This is a genomic window from Bradyrhizobium sp. USDA 327 (assembly GCF_041262065.1).
GTDB lineage: Bacteria > Pseudomonadota > Alphaproteobacteria > Rhizobiales > Xanthobacteraceae > Bradyrhizobium > Bradyrhizobium liaoningense.
The window spans coordinates 2,186,285-2,207,042 of record NZ_JBGCCW010000001.1 but is presented as its reverse complement, the minus strand read 5'-3'; the positions used below and the strand labels follow the sequence as shown (position 1 = coordinate 2,207,042).

At 64.7% G+C, this 20,758-nt stretch carries 23 protein-coding genes; 13 read left to right on the top strand and 10 right to left on the bottom strand.

The features are described from left to right. Positions 1–2 precede the first annotated feature (2 nt). Positions 3–1,391 carry a class II 3-deoxy-7-phosphoheptulonate synthase gene (locus ABIA42_RS09930; protein ID WP_370113900.1) on the bottom strand — a complete coding sequence of 463 codons (1,389 nt, stop codon included), beginning with the start codon at positions 1,389–1,391 and terminating at the stop codon, positions 3–5. Positions 1,392–1,571: 180 nt separating this feature from the next. Between ABIA42_RS09930 and ABIA42_RS09925 the strand changes: the two genes are divergently transcribed. Continuing rightward, complete coding sequence (locus tag ABIA42_RS09925; protein ID WP_370113902.1) at positions 1,572–2,468, top strand: alpha/beta fold hydrolase; 897 nt, start codon at positions 1,572–1,574, stop codon at positions 2,466–2,468. A gap of 7 nt (positions 2,469–2,475) precedes the next feature. Here the strand turns inward: ABIA42_RS09925 and ABIA42_RS09920 are convergent, their stop codons facing one another. After that, on the bottom strand, positions 2,476–2,739 hold the full coding sequence (locus ABIA42_RS09920) for a hypothetical protein (protein WP_370113904.1): 264 nt from the start codon (positions 2,737–2,739) through the stop codon (positions 2,476–2,478). Between the two features lie 154 nt (positions 2,740–2,893). Further along, on the bottom strand, positions 2,894–3,658 hold the full coding sequence (locus ABIA42_RS09915; protein WP_370113906.1) for a response regulator transcription factor: 765 nt from the start codon (positions 3,656–3,658) through the stop codon (positions 2,894–2,896). Positions 3,659–4,043: 385 nt separating this feature from the next. Between ABIA42_RS09915 and ABIA42_RS09910 the strand changes: the two genes are divergently transcribed. Genes ABIA42_RS09910 through ABIA42_RS09890 form a run of 5 tightly spaced genes read left to right on the top strand, consistent with a single transcriptional unit; the run spans position 4,044 to position 8,481 of the window. Continuing rightward, complete coding sequence (locus tag ABIA42_RS09910; RefSeq protein ID WP_370113908.1) at positions 4,044–5,276, top strand: acyl-CoA dehydrogenase family protein; 1,233 nt, start codon at positions 4,044–4,046, stop codon at positions 5,274–5,276. Positions 5,277–5,293: 17 nt separating this feature from the next. After that, positions 5,294–5,842, top strand: coding sequence for an NAD(P)H-dependent oxidoreductase (locus tag ABIA42_RS09905; RefSeq protein WP_370113910.1), 549 nt, complete (start codon positions 5,294–5,296; stop codon positions 5,840–5,842). Positions 5,843–5,896: 54 nt separating this feature from the next. Then, positions 5,897–6,697 carry an alpha/beta fold hydrolase gene (locus ABIA42_RS09900; protein WP_370113912.1) on the top strand — a complete coding sequence of 267 codons (801 nt, stop codon included), beginning with the start codon at positions 5,897–5,899 and terminating at the stop codon, positions 6,695–6,697. Between the two features lie 21 nt (positions 6,698–6,718). After that, positions 6,719–7,162, top strand: coding sequence for a cupin domain-containing protein (locus ABIA42_RS09895; RefSeq protein WP_370113914.1), 444 nt, complete (start codon positions 6,719–6,721; stop codon positions 7,160–7,162). A 41-nt stretch (positions 7,163–7,203) separates the two neighbouring features. Then, positions 7,204–8,481 (top strand): nitrate/nitrite transporter, encoded by a 1,278-nt coding sequence (locus ABIA42_RS09890; protein ID WP_370113916.1) that lies wholly within the window; start codon positions 7,204–7,206, stop codon positions 8,479–8,481. Positions 8,482–8,712: 231 nt separating this feature from the next. Here ABIA42_RS09890 and ABIA42_RS09885 read toward each other — a convergent pair whose 3' ends face one another. Genes ABIA42_RS09885 through ABIA42_RS09870 form a run of 4 tightly spaced genes read right to left on the bottom strand, consistent with a single transcriptional unit; the run spans position 8,713 to position 10,803 of the window. Further along, the gene (locus ABIA42_RS09885) at positions 8,713–9,297 is read right to left on the bottom strand and encodes a TIGR00645 family protein (protein WP_028181518.1); all 585 of its coding nucleotides are present in this window, start codon (positions 9,295–9,297) and stop codon (positions 8,713–8,715) included. A gap of 32 nt (positions 9,298–9,329) precedes the next feature. Next, positions 9,330–9,968: a TerC family protein gene (locus ABIA42_RS09880; RefSeq protein WP_028181517.1), complete on the bottom strand. Its 639-nt coding sequence runs from the start codon at positions 9,966–9,968 to the stop codon at positions 9,330–9,332. Then, the gene (locus tag ABIA42_RS09875) at positions 9,965–10,327 is read right to left on the bottom strand and encodes a hypothetical protein (protein ID WP_370113918.1); all 363 of its coding nucleotides are present in this window, start codon (positions 10,325–10,327) and stop codon (positions 9,965–9,967) included. The genes ABIA42_RS09880 and ABIA42_RS09875 overlap by 4 nt, the downstream gene beginning before the upstream one ends. A 2-nt stretch (positions 10,328–10,329) precedes the next feature. Next, entirely contained in the window at positions 10,330–10,803 is a 474-nt protein-coding gene (locus tag ABIA42_RS09870; RefSeq protein WP_271529155.1) for a TerB family tellurite resistance protein, read from the bottom strand. Positions 10,804–11,291: 488 nt separating this feature from the next. Between ABIA42_RS09870 and ABIA42_RS09865 the strand changes: the two genes are divergently transcribed. Both ABIA42_RS09865 and ABIA42_RS09860 read left to right on the top strand, forming a co-directional pair. Continuing rightward, positions 11,292–11,477 (top strand): hypothetical protein, encoded by a 186-nt coding sequence (locus tag ABIA42_RS09865; protein WP_028181514.1) that lies wholly within the window; start codon positions 11,292–11,294, stop codon positions 11,475–11,477. Between the two features lie 352 nt (positions 11,478–11,829). Next, positions 11,830–12,969: a hypothetical protein gene (locus ABIA42_RS09860; protein ID WP_370113921.1), complete on the top strand. Its 1,140-nt coding sequence runs from the start codon at positions 11,830–11,832 to the stop codon at positions 12,967–12,969. Between the two features lie 9 nt (positions 12,970–12,978). On the opposite strand, the gene gor is transcribed toward ABIA42_RS09860, so the two are convergent. Genes gor through rpiA form a run of 3 tightly spaced genes read right to left on the bottom strand, consistent with a single transcriptional unit; the run spans position 12,979 to position 15,675 of the window. Next, positions 12,979–14,367, bottom strand: coding sequence for a glutathione-disulfide reductase (gene gor, locus ABIA42_RS09855; protein ID WP_370113923.1), 1,389 nt, complete (start codon positions 14,365–14,367; stop codon positions 12,979–12,981). A gap of 46 nt (positions 14,368–14,413) precedes the next feature. Continuing rightward, on the bottom strand, positions 14,414–14,959 hold the full coding sequence (locus ABIA42_RS09850; protein ID WP_370113925.1) for a DUF2059 domain-containing protein: 546 nt from the start codon (positions 14,957–14,959) through the stop codon (positions 14,414–14,416). Then, positions 14,956–15,675: a ribose-5-phosphate isomerase RpiA gene (rpiA, locus tag ABIA42_RS09845; protein WP_370113927.1), complete on the bottom strand. Its 720-nt coding sequence runs from the start codon at positions 15,673–15,675 to the stop codon at positions 14,956–14,958. The genes ABIA42_RS09850 and rpiA overlap by 4 nt, the downstream gene beginning before the upstream one ends. 155 nt (positions 15,676–15,830) lie before the next feature. Here rpiA and ABIA42_RS09840 point away from each other — a divergent pair, with 155 nt between their 5' ends. From ABIA42_RS09840 to ABIA42_RS09820, 5 genes are all read left to right on the top strand, one after another. Then, positions 15,831–16,538 (top strand): HAD family hydrolase, encoded by a 708-nt coding sequence (locus ABIA42_RS09840; RefSeq protein WP_370113929.1) that lies wholly within the window; start codon positions 15,831–15,833, stop codon positions 16,536–16,538. Positions 16,539–16,676: 138 nt separating this feature from the next. Beyond that, positions 16,677–17,147, top strand: a complete 471-nt coding sequence (locus ABIA42_RS09835) for a hypothetical protein (protein WP_370113931.1) — start codon at positions 16,677–16,679, stop codon at positions 17,145–17,147. 109 nt (positions 17,148–17,256) lie between these two features. Continuing rightward, entirely contained in the window at positions 17,257–18,291 is a 1,035-nt protein-coding gene (gene moaA, locus ABIA42_RS09830; protein WP_370113933.1) for a GTP 3',8-cyclase MoaA, read from the top strand. A 169-nt stretch (positions 18,292–18,460) separates the two neighbouring features. Then, a complete protein-coding gene (locus ABIA42_RS09825) occupies positions 18,461–19,042 on the top strand; it encodes a TRAP transporter small permease subunit (RefSeq protein ID WP_271529163.1) in 582 nt (193 codons plus the stop codon). A gap of 26 nt (positions 19,043–19,068) precedes the next feature. Then, positions 19,069–20,724, top strand: coding sequence for a TRAP transporter large permease subunit (locus tag ABIA42_RS09820; protein ID WP_370113935.1), 1,656 nt, complete (start codon positions 19,069–19,071; stop codon positions 20,722–20,724). Positions 20,725–20,758 lie beyond the last annotated feature (34 nt).

The window sequence follows — 20,758 nt, the reverse complement described above, 5'->3', positions numbered from 1 at the left end:
TCTTAGAGCCCCGCTGCGACCGGAATCGGCTGGGCCTTGCCGGCGCGCTCCTGCTTGAGGAGCTCCGCGATCAGGAAAGCCATGTCGATGGATTGCTCGGCATTGAGACGGGGATCGCAGACCGTGTGGTAGCGGTCGTTGAGGTCCTCGTCCGTGATCGCGCGGGCGCCGCCGAGACACTCGGTGACGTTCTGGCCGGTCATCTCCAGATGCACGCCGCCGGCGTGCGTGCCTTCGGCCGCGTGGATCGCGAAGAACGACTTCACCTCGGACAGGATGCGGTCGAACGGCCGCGTCTTGTAGCCGGACGTGGAGGTGATGGTGTTGCCGTGCATGGGATCGCACGACCAGACCACGACCCGGCCCTCGCGCTTCACGGCGCGGATGATGTTCGGCAGGTGCTCGCCGATCTTGTCCGAGCCGAAGCGTCCGATCAGCGTCAGCCGGCCCGGCTCGTTGTCGGGATTGAGCACGTCGATCAGCTTCAAGAGCTCGTCGGGCTTCAGCGAGGGGCCGCATTTGAGCCCGATCGGGTTCTTGATGCCGCGGAAATATTCGACATGGCCGTGATCGAGCTGACGGGTGCGGTCGCCGATCCAGATCATGTGGCCCGAGGTCGCGTACCAGTCGCCGGTCGTGGAATCGACGCGGGTCATGGCCTGCTCGTAGCCGAGCAGCAGCGCCTCGTGACTGGTGTAGAAATCGGTGGCACGCAGTTCGGGATGGCTTTCGAGATCGAGGCCACAGGCGCGCATGAAGTTGAGCGCGTCCGAGATGCGGTCGGCCAATTCCTTGTAGCGGCGGGACTGCGGCGAGTCCTTGAGGAAGCCGAGCATCCATTGATGCACGCTGCCGAGATTGGCAAAGCCGCCGGTGGCGAAGGCGCGGAGCAGGTTCAGCGTCGCCGCCGACTGGCGATAGGCCATCAGCTGGCGCTGCGGATCCGGCACGCGCGCTTCCCTGGTGAAGGCGATGTCGTTGACGATGTCGCCGCGATAGCTCGGCAGCTCGACGCCGTTCACCTTCTCGGTCGGCGATGACCGCGGTTTTGCGAATTGGCCGGCAATGCGGCCGACCTTCACCACGGGAACGGCGCCGGCATAGGTCAGCACCACCGCCATCTGCAGCAGCACGCGGAAGAAGTCGCGGATGTTGTTGGCGCCGTGCTCGGCGAAGCTCTCGGCACAGTCGCCGCCCTGGAGCAGGAAGGCGTCGCCGGCCGCAACGCGCCCCAGGGCCTTCTTCAGATTGCGCGCCTCGCCGGCGAACACCAGCGGCGGAAAGGTCGCAAGCTGCGCCTCGACGTCGGCCAAGGCCTTGGCGTCGGGATATTCGGGCACCTGTAGCACCGGCTTGCTGCGCCAGGACTCGGGCGTCCACCGCTCAGACATCGCAATCTCTCCGTGAAGCAAAAAGCACAACCTGATCTGTGGGTTGCGAGGGCCGCCTTATACACAGGCTGGCTTCCGGCCGCCAGTTGTAAATCCAGTTCGCATCGCAAACCCTTGCGGCCAAAGCTGAATTCGCATTTGCTTGGGCAGGCACGGAAACTGGCAGGACGCTGACCGCCCATGGACGCGGCACTGGACGACGTTTTCATCGACGAGATCAGCTTCCCCGCGACCGACGGCTATGCGCTGGCCGGCACCCTGTTCCTGCCGCGCGGCGCCAAGCACCATGCCGTCCTGATCAATTCGGCGACCGCCGTGCCGCGCAAGATCTATCGGGCCTTTGCCTCCTACCTCGCCCATCGCGGCTGCGCGGTGCTGACCTACGACTATCGCGGCATCGGCGACTCCCGGCTGCCGGCGATGGTCGGCTACAACCGGCCGAAATCGCTGGTCGGCTTCAAGGCCTCGATGTCCGACTGGGCCGAACTCGACGTCACCGCCGCGGTCAGCTGGATGCGCGAGCGCTACAGCACCCTGCCGCTTGCCTATGTCGGCCATTCCTTCGGCGGCCAGGCGCTCGGACTGATCGCGAACAACGGCGAAATCTCGCGCGCCGCGTTCGTGGCCTCGCAGGCTGCGACGTGGCGATTGATGACCTCCCCGGAGAAATACCGCGTGGTGGCCTTCATGAACCTGATTGGGGTACCGCTGGCCCACGCCCTGGGCTACGCGCCGGGTTGGGCCGGCGTCGGCGAGGATTTGCCCAAGGGGGTCTTCCTGCAATGGGCCGAATGGGTCTCGAGCCCCCGCTACCTCTTCGATTCCAAACTGCCGGCGCTGGAGAATTTCGCCAGGTTCAAGGGCGAGCTGCGCGCGCTGTGCTTCTCCGACGATCCCTGGGCCACGCGGCCTGCGGTCGAGTTGCTCGCGAGCGGATTCACGGCGATCCAGCCGGAGGTGCTCGACGTCAAGCCGTCCGACGTCGGCGCCAAGGCGATCGGCCATTTCGGCTTCTTCCGCCCCGATCACCGCGACACGCTATGGCGCGGCGTCGCCGAATGGATTCAGGGAGAATGAGGCGACGTCAACGGATGATCGTCGTCAGAGACGAGTAGCGCCTGTTCGGCTTGGCTTCGCCCGGCGCGAACTGCGCAAAAGCGTCGCTGACGCGCACCGCCGGCGGCGTGTCACCGGCGAAGCGGAATTCCATCGGCCGCGGCGCGTAGAAGCTGGCGCGGAAATATGCGTCGTCGAAACGAGTCTCGCCGACGCCGAACAATGCGTCGCAGACGAACAGGAGCGCGTAGACTCCCGCGACCGCTGCGATGATCTCCCTGAGAATTGACATGCCGATGCCCTGCCCTTTTGCGGGCAGGATGCAGATCGGTTCCAAAATCGAAGTTTAAGGCTGCGCGGTTCTTGTCCGCTGGGTTTGCCGCCGCTGAACGGATTGCAGACAATTTTATCGATCCGGAGGCCGAACGCCGCTGCAGTCGTCGGCTTTACTGCCGCGCGCTCAGAAGGCAGGCCGCAAGTTCGGTCCGGTTGTGCACGCCGAACCGGCGGCACAGATTGGCGACGTGCTCCTTCACGGTCTGGTCGGATATTCCCATTTCGCGGGCAATCTCCTTGTTGGTCTGGCCGCGGCAAACCCTGATGGCGACATCAGCCGAGCGCGGCGGCAGCGATGCCGACAGCGTCCCGGCCCGACGGCTCGGGCTACGGTGGGTTTCAATCTCGCCCGCATTCATCATGTTGGTCAGCGCCAGCGAGCCGGCGCGGCATAGCATCTCCATGCGCAGTCGTGCGCGCGGCGTATAGGGTGCGCCCGTCTCCGTCGTCGCAGTGAAGAGCACGCCGATGATCTTCTGGCCACACCACAATGGCCCGCCCATATTGTAGGCGAAGCCCCATTCATGCAGCATCTCGAAGGTCGGGCTATGTCGCCATTGCTGCGGGCCGATCACGGTTTCGCCGTCGACCGCGCAGCCGCGGGTCATGATGCAGTCGAGCACCGGGTCGTGCTTCCAGAAGCCGGCCTTGTAATTGTCGAGCAGGCCGTCGGCGACGTAGCGGCTGTAGACCAGGGCAGGCTCGAGCCCGTCGAGCAGGTAGAGGCCGACAGTCGGCGATCCCGTGAGTTCGGTGATTGCTGAGCAACAGGCCACGCCAAGCGCACGCACCGAACGGCTCTCGGCGATCGACATCAAACGATCCGCCAGCCGGCCTTCGGGCAGACCGTCCAACTGCTCCTGCTTGGCCCTCACCGCCACTCCTCGCGCGACGTGCGCCCATTGGGATTTGTTATAGGCTTAAAATTTCTTCTTCGCCTGTTCTCCGGTCAAGCGAAAAGAAGCGGCAGAACCGTGCTTCTCCGGCTCAGCTTTACGGCACAGCAGCAACGGCGATCCCCCCATGATGGGGGATTGCCGGTCTGCCCACTTCATCCCTAGCATTCGGCCATCGTGATCGCGTGACGACATCACGCGGTTCCGACGGGGTCACGTCACCATCGCGAATTGCCTGCTCACCCGCGCGCCAACAGCCTTGGCACGCGACGGCGGAGCCTTGCCCACGGACGCCGTCCCCGCCGGTCCCGATCCTCCCGCCGATCGCACGGCGGAGCAACAGCTTGACGTGGAGATACCGACCATGAGCCTTTCCATGCAACGCGCCGCCAGGCCCTCCACGACGCCATCAGTGGCCGAGTTCCACGCGCGCCTTGACGCCGTGCTGCCACTGGTCGAGTCCCGCGCGGCCGAGGCCGAGGCGCAGGGCTATCTCACCGACGACGTCGTCGCCGCGCTTCGCAAGGCCGGCATCTACACGATGCTGTTTCCCCGCGAGGTCGGTGGCGCCGAACTTCTGCCCTACGACGCCATGACCGTGATCGAGCGCCTTGCCTACACGCATGCGTCCGCCGGATGGTGTGCGATCGGCAACAACATGGAAGGCACAACGCTCGCGATCTACGTCGAGGACGAGGGCATCAAGAAGGTCTTCGCAAAAGGCGCCGACATCACCATCGCCGGCAACGGCGTCCCGCGGGGCTTCGCCCGTCCGGTCGATGGCGGCTACATGATCCGCGGCAACTGGGCCTATGGCAGCGGCATCCAGCATGCCGAATGGGTCCATTCCGGCTGCTTCGTCACCGACGCCTCCGGCAAGGACATGATGTTCGGTCCCAACGGACAGCCCAAGATCGTCGTCACCCACCATCCGCGGGCGACCATCAAGCTGATGGGCAATTGGGACGTGCTCGGCCTGCGCGCCACCGGAAGCTTCGACTACACGCTCAGCGAGGGCGACGAGCTGTTCGTGCCGACACACATGACCTACGATTTCGACATAGGCGCGCCACGTCGCGGCGGCGTGCAGGGCGCGCTGGGGCTCGCGGGCTATAGCGCCTGGGCGCACTCGAGCTGGGCGGTCGGAGTCGGCCGCCGCATGCTCGACGAACTCGTGAAGGTCATCGTCCCGCGCCAGGATCCCTTCGGCAAGTCGTGCGAGAGCGCCAGCTTCAAGTTCCAGTTCGCGCAGGCCGAGGCTCGTTTTCGCGCGGCACGTGCGCTGGTGCACGAAACCTGGAAGGAGGTCTCCGAGACCTGCGCCGGCGGCGAAAGTCCCTCGCTGGCGCAAATGACAATGATCAAGCTGTCGCTGCGGCACATCCACGACGTCCTGTCCGACGTCTCGACCTTCGCGCACCGCGCAGCCCGAGGTGCCTCGTTGCACAACACGCCGATGCAGCGCTTCTATCGCGACATCCACTCAGGCACCCAGCACATCCTGATGGCCGACCAGATCGTCGAGGAATGCGGCCGTGCGCTGCTCGGCCTTCCCGGGCCCGGCGCGCAATGGACGGTGTTCGGGGTGACTGGCTGAGCGCGCAGGAGGTCGGCGTGAACAGATCCCGCATCGTTGGCTTCTGCGGCAACAGCTGGCGCCCGGCAAAGTCGCGCGTGCTTGTTGAAGCCGTTGCGGCCGATCTCCTGGCACAACACGCGCTCAAGACCGACATCCTCGACCTCGTCGATGCCGGCCAGGGCATCGCTGCGTTTACTCGCAACGGGCTCGACGAGCGCGCGCGCGACCTCGTCGAGGCGATCGAGCATGCCGATGGCCTGGTGATCGGTTGCCCGGTGTTCCAGGGCTCGTATCCCGGCCTGTTCAAGCATGTCTTTGACCTGATCAAGCCCGGCGTGCTGCGCAATCGCCCGGTGCTGCTGACAGCGGTCGGCGGCGGGCTGCGCCACTCGCTGGTGGTCGAGCATCAGCTCCGTCCGTTGTTCGGGTTCTTCGAGGCCTGCACGGTGTCGACCGCGATCTATGCGAGCAGCGACGAACTGGCGCCGGGCGCCCCCTTGGCGCCGATGATTGCCGCTCGCCTCGCCAACGCCGTGGAACAATTCGCAGCGCTTGTCGGCGTCCGCCGGGCCAAAGCCGCATGACCCCTCTTCCGCTGCGGTGCCCCGACAGGCTGCCTTCAACCGGAGACATCCATCATGCTTGAGACCGTCAAACCCTCGCCCGACCTCACCGGCTTTGCTCGTGCGGAATACGACATCAACGGCGTGCGCACCGTCGTTCACACCATCGGAAGCGGCCCCCCGCTGGTGTTCCTGCACGGTACCGGAACGTTTACCGGCTTTGAGATGGCGCGCGACTGGGCGAAGCGGCACACCGTCATCATTCCCTATCAGGCCGGTTTCGGCGACTCCGGCGATGCGGTCTGGATCGATACGATCGAGGATCATGTCCTCCAGACCACGGACTTGCTCGACAAGCTGGGACTGGCGACGTTCGATCTTGCCGGATTTTCGCTCGGCGGATGGCTCGCCGCCGAGTTCGCCATCCGCCAGCCGCATCGCGTCCGCAAGCTGGTGCTGGTCGCGCCCGCCGGCCTCGTGGTTGCGAGCGCGCCGGCCCCCGGCCTGTTCGAGATCGCGCCACAGGATTTGCCGGCCTATCTCGCGCACGATCCGTCAAACGCGCTGCGTTACTTTCCCACGGCGCCAGATCCTGCGTTCGACGCCCGCCTCGGGCGCGAGGTGACGGGCTTCGCCAAGCTGATCCGCAGCGATCCGCAGGGCAATCCAAAGCTCGCCCGCTGGCTGCACCGGATCACAATGCCGACGCTGGTCTTGTGGGGCGCCGCGGATCGCCTGCGCCCAACGGCGCAGGCCGAGGCCTGGAAGGCCGGGCTGCCCCACGCGCGCGTGACGCTGGTGCCGGACACGGGACATCTGGTGTTCGAGGAAACGCCCTCCGCCGCGCATCATGTCGCCGATTTTCTAGCCGAGTAGCTCAGACAGAAGGACACTACCATGATCGAGATGCCTCCGGGCGTTACCGCCGCCAAAGAAGGCTTTGACAACATCGTCTGGAGCATTCTGGGCCAGACGTACACGCTGAAGCAGCACTCCGAGGCGTCGATGGCTTGGCATGCCGTGTTTCCCGACGGCACCTTCGTGCCGCCGCACGTTCATCCGACCCAGGACGAATTCGTCTACGTACTGAGCGGCCGTTACGATCTCTGGCTTGACGGGAAGGACCTGGTGGCGACCGCCGGGGACCTCGTGCGCATGCCCAAGGGCATTCCCCACGGCATCTTCAACAAGTCCGGCGAAACCGCGACCAGCTTGTTCTGGGTTGCGCCGACGCGATCGCTCAAGGAGCTGTTCGAGCGCATCCACAACCTGCCCGATCCGCAGGAAGTCGTTCGGCGTGCCGCCGAGCACGAGGTCAATTTCCTACCGCCCCCGGCCTGATGCTCGTCTCCCGCCGAAAGCTCAAACCGCGAGGATCGATCATGACGATCAACTGGACCACCATTTCCGAGAGCGACCGCCGACGGATTGCCGTCTGGCAAAAGTGCATGCTGGCACTCGCCATCTTCTGCGAGATATTCCTCGCGGCCGACTGGTACGCCTTCGCGGCCGTGCTGCCTTTCGTCTCCGAGAGCCTGAAACTCAATCCCGCCGAGGCCGGTCTGGCGCAGGGCATCTTCGCTTTGACCTATGGCATCGGGATGATGGTGTGGTCACCGGTGAGCCGCTCGATGACGGCGCGCAACATGCTGCTGATCGGACTTGCCGGCACCGGTCTCGGGATGATGCTTCAGGTGTTCGTCCAGAACTACACCCAGCTTGTGCTGCTGCGGCTCCTCATCGGCTTCTTCGATGCCGGCATTTTCATCGGCAACATGAAGCTGATCTTCGGCTGGTTTCCGCAGAGCCGGCGCGGGTCGGTGGTCGGAATCATCCTTGCGGCCTACAGCCTCGCCATCACCCTGGATTTCGCACTCGGCATTCCCCTGACCATTGCGACCGGATGGCGGACCTTCTTCGCAGTACTGGCGGTCGGCACCCTGATCGTCGCTGCGATTAACGCGCTCGTCGTTCGCAATAGCCCGAGCGAGATCGGCATCGTCGACTTCACCTGGGGGAACGAGACGCCTCAGAAGCACCTGCCGCTTGGCGAAATCTTCCGCTCGAAATGGATCGCAGTCGGTGGCTTCGGCATCGTGGCCTGTACCTTCGCAATCGCCGGCACGGCAACTTGGGTGGTGCCCGCCTTTATCGCCGTGCAGCACATGCCGCCGGAAGCCGGCGCCGTGATCGGCACCGTGATGGGGCTCTCGCAGGTCCTGTTCCTGGTGATCGGCGGCTACATGTCCGACCGGCTCGGCAAGCCGTTCATGATCAAGCTCACCGCGGGGCTCGCCTTCCTGACCGCACTGATGTTCCTCTGGAGCGTCGTTACGCCGATGCCGTTCGGTGTGCTGGTGCTGTTCGCAGCCCTCAGCGGCGTCGCGCTGCTCGGCGGCGGCGCGATCTTCGCGCTGCTCAGCGAAAAATACTCCGACGCGCTCGCACCGGCGGCGATCGGCTATGCGGAGGTGTTCGGCATCTTGTCGGCTTTCGTGGCGCCCTGGATGATGGGAGCCATCGTCAACGCCTCTTCCGGCGCGTTCACCGGGGCTTTCGTCGCCTTCGCGGTGGTCGAGTTGATCATCGTCGGCCTTCTGCTGATCCTCGCCCGCGAAGACGTCAGGCAGGGTGCGGTCGTCGGCAGTCCAGCGGAATGAATACGCTCTCCACAGAGCGGAGGCGACGGCATCCCGCGAGCTCTGCGGACAGAAACCATGAACGGCCGCCGGCCACCTCCCGTCAGAGGGCTGGATGGTCGTTCAAAGCAGACATCACCCGCTCATCGGCGTCTTGTGATCCCTCGCGAGGAGCTACAAGACGACGTTCGCGAGGCTCCGCCGATACGGTGGCGGGGCCGCCGCCTCAAGGCGCGGCCCCATTCGCAAGGCTCAGCCGTGGCCGGCCTCCTTGCGATGGCCGCTCTCGCTGAGACGGTCGACCCAGGCGATGCCGATCGCCGAGATGATGAAGGTCATGTGGATCAGGACCTGCCACATCACGCCGCTCTCGGTGAAATTGCTGCGGTTGGTGCCGAGATTACCGGCCTCGATGAAGGTCCTGAGCAGCGAGATCGAGGAGATGCCGATGATCGCCATCGCGAGCTTGATCTTGAGCACGCTGGCATTGACGTGACCGAGCCATTCCGGCTCGTCGGGATGGCCGCTGAGGTTCAGCCGGGAAACGAAAGTCTCGTATCCGCCCACGATCACCATGATCAGAAGGTTCGAGATCATGACGACGTCGATCAGCCCGAGCACGACCAGCATGATCTGCTGCTCGCTGGCGTCGAACGAGTGCAGGACCAGGTGCCAGAGCTCCTTCAGGAACAACAGCACATAGACCGCCTGCGCGACGATGAGGCCGACATAGAGCGGCAATTGCAGCCAGCGCGAGCCGAAGATCAGCTTCGGTAGCAGGCCGACCGGCGGCCTTGGCGCGGCCGGCGCCGAAGGTGCCTTGGGTTCAGACGTCATGGATCGCTCCGGATTGCAGACAGGAATGCGCCTCAGAGACTCGCGATGACAGGCGCGAGCTCGAGCGAGCCCCGATAGATCATCTCGAAGGCGACGTAAATGATGATGGCGAGGCCGACATAGGCGATCCAGCGCTGCTTCTGGAGCACGCGGCCGAGCAGATCGGCGGCGACACCCATCATCGCGACGGACAGCAACAGGCCGAAGGCGAGGATGTAGGGATGCTCGCGCGCGGCACCCGCCACCGCGAGCACATTGTCGAGCGACATCGAGACGTCGGCAGCGACGATCTGCACCGCCGCCTGGCCGAAGGTCTTTCGCTGTGCCGGCGCAGCATCCGCGCCGCCGCCATTGCTGAACGCGAGCTGCTCCGAATGCGTGGCCTGCTCGCGCAGCTCGCGCCACATCTTCCAGCAGACCCAGAGCAGCAGCACGCCGCCGGCGAGCAGCAGTCCGATGACCTGCAGGAGCTGGGTCGCAACGCCGGCGAAGGCGATGCGCAGCACGGTGGCGGCGGCGATGCCGACGATGATGGCGCGGCGGCGCTGCTGAGCCGGCAGGCCCGCCGCGGCGAGGCCGATGACGACGGCGTTGTCGCCGGCGAGCACGAGATCGATCAGGACGACTTGAAACAGCGCGGTCAGCGCCTCGGCGGTGATGAATTCAGTCATGTTTGATCATTTTTCGATGTCGACGGATCGAGCCAATGCGGCTTGCGGCGCTCGATCCAGTCGAAGACCTTCGAACGGGAGGAGCGCAGCGCCGCAACGTCCTCGGCGAGCAGCGCGAGGCCGAGCGGCAGCATCCAGACGCCGAGCAGCGGCAGGAAGGAGAGCACGCCGCCGGCGACCAGCAGCGTGCCCGAGGGGATCCTGACCCAGCGGCTGGACGGCTTGAGCAGATAGGTGAAGGTGTCGCCCATGCGCCCCGGCAGGCGGTCGACGAGCTTGGCCAGGCGCGGATCTCCACCGGCGATCTCGCCGGTGGTGCCCACGGCTTCGGTGGTGCGCTCGTCCGAAACTGTGCTCATGCTTACTCCTTCAGGGCGGCCTGGAGCGTGGCGTCCGCTGCACTGGGCACGACCGGTTTCGCGCGCGGCAGCACCAGCGTCAGCAAGCGCAACAACTTGATCGCCTGGACTTCGTGGGGATGGACGTCCTCATCTGCGGCAGCAACGCGCTCCGACAGCTCCATCAAATGGGACGAGAGCGGCAGATTCGAAACCGGCCGCAGCGTGTCGATCACGACGTTGGCAAAATCCGGCTCCTCGAGCCGTTCGGCGAGGTCATCGAACATCGCATAGAGCCGTTCGTCTGAAATGTGCGGCGCCAGCTTGCGGTCCCTGATGAAACGGATCACCTCGTCGCGCTCGACGGGCGAGACGCGCCGGTCGGCAACCGCAACCAGCGCGCCCACGATCACCAACGCGACCGCCGCCTGCTCGTTCAGGCTCGACGGCTCCGTGATCTCGATTTCCATCGGATTTGAAGTTCTGGCGTCAGACATCGTAGCTCCCTTAACTTGCGAAATGGCCGCACGGAGCTGCGATGGGGACGGATAGTCGGAGAGAACGAACAAAGGCCCGACGATCGGCCGATCCATCGCATTCGCGCGGGACAGGTCATCCGACATCACGAGGTTTGCCGACATGGTCGGCGTCCTCGCCAGAGGGGCCCGGATTCTTGTTCTGCTCAGACATAAAGGCGGCTCTGTCGGAATCAAGGCAACATGACTGCGACCAGCCGCCGCATCGGTTCCATAGCGATGAAACCGCGTCCGGGGCGCGCTGCAACGCCCTTCGCGTTGTGGCGCAGAGCCGGGATTCGGAAGGCGATACGCTCCGCCTATCGCGCAAGCGGCGACGACATCGCAACCGTGTCACGATTGATCGCTACATCTACATCTCGGGAACGAGCGTCTGCGCCGCCATAGCGCTCGCGCAAGCTTCGGCAGCGAATATGTCGCCCTTGAATCCGATGAGCGCGGAGAACCGCATGAATCGCACCACATCCTGCACCGGCTGCGGCCATGCGCTCGTCCCGATGCTGACGGCCAAAGGCCGCGTGGAACCGAGCTGCCTCTGGTGTGAAGGCCTCGACGCCCGCGCGCTGGACATGGCGAAGTGGGCGGATAGCCCGTTCGGCAAGCCCGAGCGAAGCGTCCGTCAGTCGTTCGAATGAACGGCTTGAGACACTGAGCCGCCGGGCATTTGCCTGTCGCCGCGAGCTTGCACGGCTGCATGCCCCTGCAGGAGACCTGCCGACAAATTAGACAACATAGGTCGCTCCACCGAACTTACGGACCTGCGCGGAAAGGTCAGGCAGGTTGGCGAACCCGTTGTCTAACCTTCGGTGCAAGCTCGCATTTCTTACGCGCCGCCTGCGGACGGCGAGCCTGCGCGCGCACTGCGCGCCGACTGGCCCAAAATTCGCAAGACAGCATCTGGCCCAATTCCCTGCCCGCCCACGATAGAGAGCGGAAAGTTGCGTGCGCCCCAGCTCCGGGATGGACGGCCCCAGATCGGAGAATGCCATGAACGTGCATGCTGCCGGAGATCTCAAATTCACCGGTCTCACCCATCCGAACGGCGCGCGGCTGCGTCTCAACGACCAGGACTTCGTGGCGATCGATCGCGACCGGGATGCGAAGTTCGAGGCGACGTACCGGCCGCAGGCCCTCTACAACCGCGCCAACGAAGGCTTTCACGCCAACAACGAGACCTTCCTGCTGCATGAGGTCGCGACCAATCTGCCGATCTACCGGCCCGACACCGGCCCCACCGATTTCCATCTTCATCTTCCGCCGGGCGGCTTTCAGCTCGTGCTGGTCACCTCGGGCGCGTTCACCTTCGACTATGACGGGCGCTTCTACAATGTCGGCCCCGGCGCGGTGATGCTGCAAAGCGCGATCGTCCACCGCCAGCTGTTCTACACCTGGTCGGGACTGTCGACCGATGAGAACCTCAAGACGCCGCAGACCGTGGTGCCCGATCCGATCTCGATGGGGTATTCGGGCAAATTCCTCGAAGCCTTCATCACCGATCCGACGACGTTTCCCAACCCGACCATCGTCGGTCCGGACCAGATCAACGAGGCCGAGACGCCGCGCGTGGCGTGGAGCCATCCTCTGCACAACCGGCCGGCCGATGCCGGCTTCTGGCTTCAGGATCCCCTGGCTCTGGATGCGCTGTTCAAGCCGCTCACCGATGGTTCGGTCAAATCGGCCATGCCGGTCCACGTGCGCGATATCGGCATCGAGATTCCGAGCGGCCATCTCGTCACTGGCCACATCATCGCAACCGACCCGCGCGGTCAGTCGCTGCTGCCGAAGAGCACGTCGATCGCCGCCGACGCGAGCTGTTTCGCCAAGGGCGAGGTCGTGATCTATCGTGTCATTCGCGGCACCGCCGAGTTCAAGAGAAAGACCGGCGAGAGCTTCGAACTGTCCGCAGGCGACGTGGTGACGGCGGGCGGGGATTCCATCAGGCTCACGGGTGTCGGCGAAAACACCCAGGTCCTGCGGCTCGGCCTGCTCAAGGGCATGAACGAGCTGCGCAGCTGGACGCCGACGCAGCGTGACGAGATCGACGGCCTCGCCGGTCAGATCATCACGCACAAGGACGTCCGTCCCCTGCGCACCGAAGGCAAGCCGGTCGGGTATCTCTACGGCTGAGCGCCGAGCTTACTCCGCCGCCTGACGCACGTGGCGCGCGGTCGGCGTGCGCATCGTGACGAGCTCTTCGGCCGCGGTCGGATGCAGCGCGATGGTCGCGTCGAAATCCGCCTTGGTCGCCTTCATCTTCACCGCGATTGCGACGGCTTGCGTGATCTCGGCGGCGGCATCGCCGACGATGTGGCAGCCGAGCACGCGATCAGTCGCGCCATCGACGACGAGCTTCATCAGCACGCGGGTATCGCGGCCCGACATCGTCGCCTTGATGGGGCGGAACGTCGTCTTGTAAATGTCGACGTGGCTGAATTGCGCGCGCGCCTCGGTTTCCGTCAGGCCAACCGTGCCGACCTCCGGCTGCGAGAACACGGCCGTCGGGATGTTGGCGTGATCGACCCTGACCTCGCGCTTGCCGAACACGGTGTCGGCAAAGGCATGGCCCTCGCGGATCGCGACCGGCGTCAGGTTGAAGCGGTGGGTGACATCGCCGATCGCATAGATGCTGTCGACCGAGCTCCTGGAGAAATGGTCGACGGCGATGCCGCCATTGTTCGGGTTGATGGCGACGCCGGCCTTCTCCAGCCCGAGATTGGCGATGTTGGGATGGCGGCCGATGGCGAACATCACCTGGTCGGAGCCGATGCTCGATCCGTTCGACAGATGGGTGGTGAAGCTCTCGCCGTGGCGGTCGACCTTGGTCACCGTGCAGCCCGTGAGAATGGTGATGCCCTGCTTCTCCATCTCGCTGCGGACATGGGTCCGGACATCCTCGTCAAAGCCGCGAAGGATGTTGTCGCCGCGATAGATCACGGTGACGTCGGAGCCGAAGCCGGCGAAGATGCCGGCGAATTCCAGCGCGATGTAGCCGCCGCCCTGGATCACGATCCGCTTCGGCAGCTCCTTCAGGTGAAACGCCTCGTTGGAGGAGATCACGTGCTCGATGCCGGGAATCGCGGCGCCATGGTTGGGCGCGCCGCCGGTAGCGATCAGGATGTATTTTGTGGTGATCTTCCTGTCGTTCTCGAGCAGGCGGACGGTGTGCTTGTCCTCGATCACCGCGCGGCTCTTGACGATCTGCGCGCCCGACTTCTCGACGTTCGTCGTGTAGGCCGCCTCCAGCCGCGCGATCTCCTTGTCCTTGTTGGCGATCAGCGTCGGCCAGTCGAAGCTGGCCGGCGGAACGGTCCAGCCGAAACCCGCGGCGTCCTCGATGTCCTGACGAAAATGCGAGCCGATCACGAACAGCTTCTTCGGCACGCAGCCGCGGATCACGCAGGTGCCGCCCATGCGGTACTCTTCCGCGATCATCACGCGGGCGCCGTGCCCGGCCGCGATCCGGGCGGCACGCACGCCGCCCGAACCACCACCGATGACGAAGAGGTCGACGTCGAATTCAGCCATGGTCCACTCCGACCTCTTTCAACAATCTCTGATCAAATAGGATCGATCAGATCTCCTTGCCACGCTTGCGCATCTCGGCACGGAAGGCGCCCATCACGGTCTCGGAGAAGTTCTGGGCCCAGGAGTTCATGAAGGCCATGCTCAGCCCGATGGCGCGCGGCTCGGCCTCGATCAGCTTCTTGCCGAGCGGCGACTTGTAGAAGGTGACGAGATCCTTCAGTTCCTGCTCGGTGAACTCGCTGGCATAGATCTGGGCCATGCCTTCGCCGATCTCGTTCTGGCGGCCGTTGAGCTGCTGGGCCACGATCGGGGCGACCTCGTTGAGCTCCTTCTGGTAGTTGAGGTTCTGCTGGATCAGCGCGATCTTGGTCTTCTCGACGACGCCGGGCACGGCACCGGCATACATCGCGGTGGCGTTCTTGATCTGCAGAATCTCCCTGGCCGCCGCGATCGCGGCCGGCGATGCCTTCGGCTGGGCCGGCGCGGCGGCAGCCTTGGGCTGGGCCGGCTGCTGCGCCACCGCCGGGGCGGCCGAAAGCGCCAATCCCACGGCGAGGGTTGCGGCCGGCAAGAATTTCAACACGTTCTTCATTCCTGGTCTCCTTTCGGCTTGCGCCGTTCAATCACGCGAATTCCTTCGCCGCCCGCCAGAACGGCCGAGCTGGCCAAGCCGATGAACAAACCATGCTCGACCACCCCGGGGATGGCGCTCAACGCCTTGGCGAGACCGGGGGGATTCACAATACGTCCGAGCTGGGCATCGACGATCCAGTGGCCGCCATCGGTGACGAAAACGTGGCCGCCCTTGTCCTTGCGGACCGCCATTTGCCCGGAAACGCCGCATTCGGCAAATGCCTTTTCGATCGCACGGCGCGTCGCTCCGAGCCCGAACGGGATAACCTCGACCGGCAGCGGAAACTTGCCGAGCGTCGGCACCCATTTGGTGTCGTCCGCAATCACGATCATGCGATCCGAGGCGGCGGCCACGATCTTCTCGCGCAGCAGCGCACCGCCGCCGCCCTTCATCAGATTGAGCTCGGGATCGATCTCGTCGGCGCCGTCGACGGTGATGTCGAGATGGTCGATCTCATCCAACGTCGTCAGCGGCACGCCGCAACGTTCCGCATCAGCGCGCGTGGCTTCGGAGGTCGGCACGCCGACCACCTTGAGACCGGCGGCGACGCGCTCGCCGAGCAGCTCGACGAAATGTTTGGCCGTCGAGCCTGTGCCGAGCCCGAGCTGCATGCCATCGCGCACCTCGTCGAGGGCGCGGGCAGCAGCCTGCCGCTTCAACTGGTCCATGTTCACGTGTGCGCCCGCCCTGGATTCGGAGGATGAGCCGCCGATCGCGGCCGCTTTCGGCGGCCTATGTAGCCTCGTTTTCCTCGCGGGAACAGGCCTATAAGGTGATCTTATGGGCCCGCCCCTTGCGCGGATGCGACCGGGCCGGTAGCGCTGGGACCATGACCTCCTTCAAAGGGACTTGCCCTCACACCATCGTCTTCGATCTCGACGGCACGCTTGTGGATACGGCGCCCGACCTGATCACCGCGCTGAACTACGTGCTCGACCGCGAAGGCCTGCCGCCCGTGCCGATGGCCTCCGCCCGCAACATGATCGGCGCCGGTGCCCGCAAGCTGATCGAGCGGGGGCTGGAGGCCGAGGGCCGCACCGTCACCCCCAAAGACATGGACCGGATGACCGCGGATTTCATTGCCTATTACGCCGACCATATCGCGGTCGAATCCCGCCCCTTTGAGGGGCTCGAGGCCGCACTCGACCAGTTCGCGGCGCGAGGCCATCGCCTCGCGGTCTGCACCAACAAGCTGGAATGGCTGTCGAAGCGGCTGCTCGACCAGCTCGACCTCAGCCGCCGTTTCGCGGCGATCTGCGGGGCGGACACTTTTGGTGTCCAGAAGCCCGATCCGACCATTTTCCGCGAGACCGTGGCCCGGGCCGGCGGAGACGTGAAGGCAAGCATCATGGTCGGCGATGCCGGCACCGACGTCGGGGTCGCCCGGCGGGCTGGAGTGCCCGTGATCGGGGTCAGCTTCGGCTACACCGACGTGCCGATCGCCGAGTTGAAGCCGGACCGGCTGATCCATCACATGCGCGACCTGCCGGCGGCCGCCATCAGCCTGATGACGGCTTCACCCGTCGCAACCGACTGATACAACTAGGTTATTCTCGCGACGCCCTGCGTTAACCATCTATTATCTATGCGCCGCGCGCCAATTGCCTGCCCCAAACGACACTCCTAAGGTCGCGCCGGGGATGTGGCGGTTCGTCGCAATAGAAGTGGATGGTTCATGCGTCGTGTCATCGCGATTGCGCTAGCGGGAGCGAGCCTGGGTGGCTGCTCCTCGATGTCCTGGGACATGTTCAAATCAGCACCGCCGACCGTCCAGGTCAGGCTCGAATCCAATCCGCCCGGTGCTGACGCCACCACCTCACTCGGTCAGGTCTGCAAGACCCCCTGCTCGGTCTCGGTTCCCGCGCCCGATGCACCCTTCACGGTCGCTTTCGCCCTGCCCAAGTACCAGCCGGCGAGCGTGCCGGTGAATGTGGTCAAGAATCCCGGCGATTTCACCACACCCGCCTCCGTCACCACCGATCCGAATCCGGTGTTTGCGGAACTCCAGCCGGCGGTGCCGCCGAAACCGGTCCGCAAGCCGCACCGGCCGAAGAAGCCCAAACCAGCCGCGCCCGCCGCAGCACCGGCCGATGCGGCACCCGCAGCGGCCTCGCCGTTCCCCGATCCGAATGCGGGCAAGCGCTGATCTGCCCCATACCACCCGATTGTCCTAGCCGCGTCCGATGCTTAGATTGCTTTCTCAGCACCGCTGAAGCAAAGGTGCGCCCGTCGCCGTAAGTGACAAGGCATTTGGTATGAACGGACTTTCTGCGAGCCCCCGTGCCGCGCTGTCGGGCGCGATGACCGATCCGTTCGGGCGGACCATCAGCTATCTGCGTGTCTCGGTCACCGACCGCTGCGATCTGCGCTGCTTCTACTGCATGTCGGAAGACATGACGTTCCTGCCCAAGGCCGACCTCCTGACGCTGGAGGAACTTGACCGGCTCTGCACGGCCTTCATCGCCAAGGGTGTGAGGAAGCTGCGGCTCACCGGCGGCGAGCCGCTGGTCCGCCGCAACGTGATGACGCTGGTGCGCTCGCTGTCGCGGCATCTTTCGAGCGGCGCATTGAACGAACTGACGCTGACCACCAACGGCACCCAGCTTGCAAAACACGCGCGCGAGCTCGCCGATTGCGGCGTCCGCCGCATCAACGTCTCCCTCGACACGCTCGATCCCAGGAAGTTTCGCGAGATCACCCGCTGGGGCGAGATCGACAAGGTGCTCGAGGGTATCGAGGCCGCGCGCGACGCAGGCCTTGCGGTGAAGATCAACGCCGTCGCCCTGAAGAACCTCAACGAGGACGAGCTGCCCGAACTGATGCGCTGGGCCCACGGCAAGGGCATGGGGCTGACGCTGATCGAGGTCATGCCGATGGGCGAGATCGGATCGGGACGGATCGACCAGTATCTGCCCCTGTCGCTGGTGCGCGCCCGCCTCGCCCAGCAATTCACGCTGACGGATCTGCCCGAGAGCACCGGCGGTCCGGCCCGTTATGTCGGCATCGCCGAGACCGGCGGCAAGCTCGGCTTCATCACGCCGATGACCCATAATTTCTGCGAATCCTGCAACCGGGTGCGCATCACCTGCACGGGAACGCTGCACACCTGCCTCGGCCACGAGGACGCCTCCGATCTGCGCAAACCTCTGCGTGCATCGAGCGATGACCTGCTGCTTGCGGATGCGATTGATTGCGCCATCGGGCTGAAGCCCAAGGGGCACGATTTCATCATCGACCGCCGCCACGACCGCCCCAGCGTGTCCAGGCACATGAGCGTCACTGGCGGCTGACACCGTCGAACTACGGCCTTTTCCCCTTAACTACCAACAAACTTCCAATTGACTGCCGGCACGCCCGCTGGTTTGGTGCCTGCTGCCTCAAGCCGTTGCGGCGAGACAAGCCGCGCGCCGCGTCGGCGTAATCAAGACGGCTGGGGTGAAATCGGGGGAGGACCTATCGTTGCAAGCGCTCCTTAAGCTGAGCCAAGGGATCGACGCGTTCACACGCTGGACGGGCAAACGCCTCGCGTGGTTGATCGTGCTCGCCGTCATCATCTCGGCGGTCAATGCAATCATCCGCAAGACTTTCGATACGTCCTCGAATTCATGGCTCGAGCTGCAATGGGTGCTGTTCAGCGTCGTCTTCCTGCTCTGCTCGCCCTGGACGCTGCTCGACAACGAGCACATCCGCATCGATATCGTGAACAACGCGCTGCCCAAGACCGTCCGCAACTGGATTGACGTGGTCGGTCACCTGTTCTTCCTCATTCCGCTGTGCATCGTGATGATCATCACCGGAGTGCCGTTCTTCCAGCGCTCCTTCCACATCAACGAGCAATCCGGCAATGCCGGCGGTCTGCCGCAATGGCCCGCCAAAGCCCTGATCATGATCGGGTTCGCTTTCCTGCTCGTCCAAGCCATCTCCGAGCTGATCAAGCGAATTGCGGTCATGCGCGGGCTGATCCCCGATCCGCATGAATCCCAGGTGTCGGCGCTCGAGGCGGAAGTCGAGCATCTCGTCGAAGCGATCGAGAAGAAGTAGCCGTTGGCGACGGTGTAGGGGGAATCATGACCGCGTTTATCATCGCCAATATGGCGCCCATCATGTTCGCGTCGCTGGTCGTCGTGCTGCTGCTCGGCTATCCCGCGGCATTCTCGCTCGGCGCCGTCGGGCTGTTCTTTGCCGTGATCGGCGTCGAGCTCGGCCAATTCCACCCCGACTTCCTCCAGGCGCTTCCGGAGCGGGTCTATGGCGTGATGAACAACGACACGCTGCTGGCCATTCCCTTCTTCACCTTCATGGGACTGGTGCTGGAGCGGTCGGGGATGGCCGAGGACCTGCTCGACACCATCGGCCAATTGTTCGGTACCATCCGCGGCGGCCTTGCCTATGCGGTGATCTTCGTCGGCGCGCTGCTCGCGGCGACGACGGGCGTGGTCGCGGCGTCCGTGATCTCGATGGGTCTGATCTCGCTGCCGATCATGCTGCGCTACGGCTACGACCGCCGCGTGGCGAGCGGCGTCATCGCCGCATCCGGCACGCTCGCGCAGATCATTCCGCCCTCGCTCGTCCTGATCGTGATGGCCGACCAGCTCGGCAAGTCGGTCGGCGACATGTACGAAGGCGCCTTCATTCCGGGCCTCGTACTTGCAGGCCTCTACGCCCTCTACGCCTTCCTGGTCAGCATGATCTTCCCGAAGGCCGCGCCGGGCCTGCCGAAGGAGGCCATCGGCTTCCGCGAGGAAGACGGCGGCCGCGGCCTGGTCTCGCTCGGCATGCTGTTCCTCGCGAGCTGCGTGTTCGGATGGTTCATGATGCGCAATTCCGAGACGCATGGCGCCGATTACGTCGTGCTCAGCATGTTCTACGGTATCGTCTTCGCGTTCGCCGTCGCCGTGGTGAACTGGGTCATCGACAAGCTGACCGGTTTCCGTTTCCTGTCCAAGATGGCGCAGCAGACGACCTTCGTCATGGTGCCGCCGCTGTTCCTGATCTTCCTGGTGCTGGGCACGATCTTCATCGGTATCGCGACTCCGACCGAGGGCGGCGCGATGGGTGCCGCCGGCGCCCTCCTCCTCGGCGCCGCGAAGCGGCGGCTGAGCTGGGACCTGATCCGGCAAGCCACGGAATCGACCGCCAAGCTGTCGGCTTTCGTCGTGTTCATCCTGGTCGGCGCCCGCGTGTTCTCGCTCACCTTCTACGGCGTCAACGGGCACGTCTGGGTGGAGCACCTGCTCACCTCCCTGCCCGGCGGCCAGGTCGGCTTCCTGATCTTCGTCAACGCGCTTGTTTTCGTGCTGGCCTTCTTCCTCGACTTCTTCGAGCTGGCCTTCATCGTGATCCCGCTGCTCGGACCTGCCGCCGAGCACCTCGGCATCGACCTGATCTGGTTCGGCGTCATCCTCGGCGTCAACATGCAGACCTCGTTCATGCATCCGCCGTTCGGTTTCGCGCTGTTCTATCTCCGGTCGGTCGCGCCGAAGGAGCGATACACCGATCGCCTCACCGGCAAGCGGATGGATCCCGTCACCACGGGCCAGATCTACTGGGGCGCGGTCCCCTTCGTCGTCATCCAGATCATAATGGTCGGTCTGGTGATCGCATTCCCCGCGATGGTGATGCACTACAAGGGCGTCCAGTCGAACATCGACCCCAGCACGATCAAGATCGAGGTGCCGCAGATCGACCTGCCGCCGCTGGATTTGGGACCGCCGCAGAAGTAGCAAAGGAAGGCGGGCCGCCTCTTCCCCTCCCCCG

Excerpts from the sequence above, each read along its gene's own strand:
- ABIA42_RS09930 (WP_370113900.1), bottom strand. The coding sequence starts at position 1,391 with ATGTCTGAGCGGTGGACGCCCGAGTCCTGGCGCAGCAAGCCGGTGCTA.
- ABIA42_RS09925 (WP_370113902.1), top strand. The coding sequence starts at position 1,572 with ATGGACGCGGCACTGGACGACGTTTTCATCGACGAGATCAGCTTCCCC.
- ABIA42_RS09920 (WP_370113904.1), bottom strand. The coding sequence starts at position 2,739 with ATGTCAATTCTCAGGGAGATCATCGCAGCGGTCGCGGGAGTCTACGCG.
- ABIA42_RS09910 (WP_370113908.1), top strand. The coding sequence starts at position 4,044 with ATGAGCCTTTCCATGCAACGCGCCGCCAGGCCCTCCACGACGCCATCA.
- ABIA42_RS09900 (WP_370113912.1), top strand. The coding sequence starts at position 5,897 with ATGCTTGAGACCGTCAAACCCTCGCCCGACCTCACCGGCTTTGCTCGT.
- ABIA42_RS09895 (WP_370113914.1), top strand. The coding sequence starts at position 6,719 with ATGATCGAGATGCCTCCGGGCGTTACCGCCGCCAAAGAAGGCTTTGAC.
- ABIA42_RS09890 (WP_370113916.1), top strand. The coding sequence starts at position 7,204 with ATGACGATCAACTGGACCACCATTTCCGAGAGCGACCGCCGACGGATT.
- ABIA42_RS09885 (WP_028181518.1), bottom strand. The coding sequence starts at position 9,297 with ATGACGTCTGAACCCAAGGCACCTTCGGCGCCGGCCGCGCCAAGGCCG.
- ABIA42_RS09880 (WP_028181517.1), bottom strand. The coding sequence starts at position 9,968 with ATGACTGAATTCATCACCGCCGAGGCGCTGACCGCGCTGTTTCAAGTC.
- ABIA42_RS09875 (WP_370113918.1), bottom strand. The coding sequence starts at position 10,327 with ATGAGCACAGTTTCGGACGAGCGCACCACCGAAGCCGTGGGCACCACC.
- ABIA42_RS09870 (WP_271529155.1), bottom strand. The coding sequence starts at position 10,803 with ATGTCTGACGCCAGAACTTCAAATCCGATGGAAATCGAGATCACGGAG.
- ABIA42_RS09865 (WP_028181514.1), top strand. The coding sequence starts at position 11,292 with ATGAATCGCACCACATCCTGCACCGGCTGCGGCCATGCGCTCGTCCCG.
- ABIA42_RS09860 (WP_370113921.1), top strand. The coding sequence starts at position 11,830 with ATGAACGTGCATGCTGCCGGAGATCTCAAATTCACCGGTCTCACCCAT.
- gor (WP_370113923.1), bottom strand. The coding sequence starts at position 14,367 with ATGGCTGAATTCGACGTCGACCTCTTCGTCATCGGTGGTGGTTCGGGC.
- ABIA42_RS09850 (WP_370113925.1), bottom strand. The coding sequence starts at position 14,959 with ATGAAGAACGTGTTGAAATTCTTGCCGGCCGCAACCCTCGCCGTGGGA.
- ABIA42_RS09840 (WP_370113929.1), top strand. The coding sequence starts at position 15,831 with ATGACCTCCTTCAAAGGGACTTGCCCTCACACCATCGTCTTCGATCTC.
- ABIA42_RS09835 (WP_370113931.1), top strand. The coding sequence starts at position 16,677 with ATGCGTCGTGTCATCGCGATTGCGCTAGCGGGAGCGAGCCTGGGTGGC.
- moaA (WP_370113933.1), top strand. The coding sequence starts at position 17,257 with ATGAACGGACTTTCTGCGAGCCCCCGTGCCGCGCTGTCGGGCGCGATG.
- ABIA42_RS09820 (WP_370113935.1), top strand. The coding sequence starts at position 19,069 with ATGACCGCGTTTATCATCGCCAATATGGCGCCCATCATGTTCGCGTCG.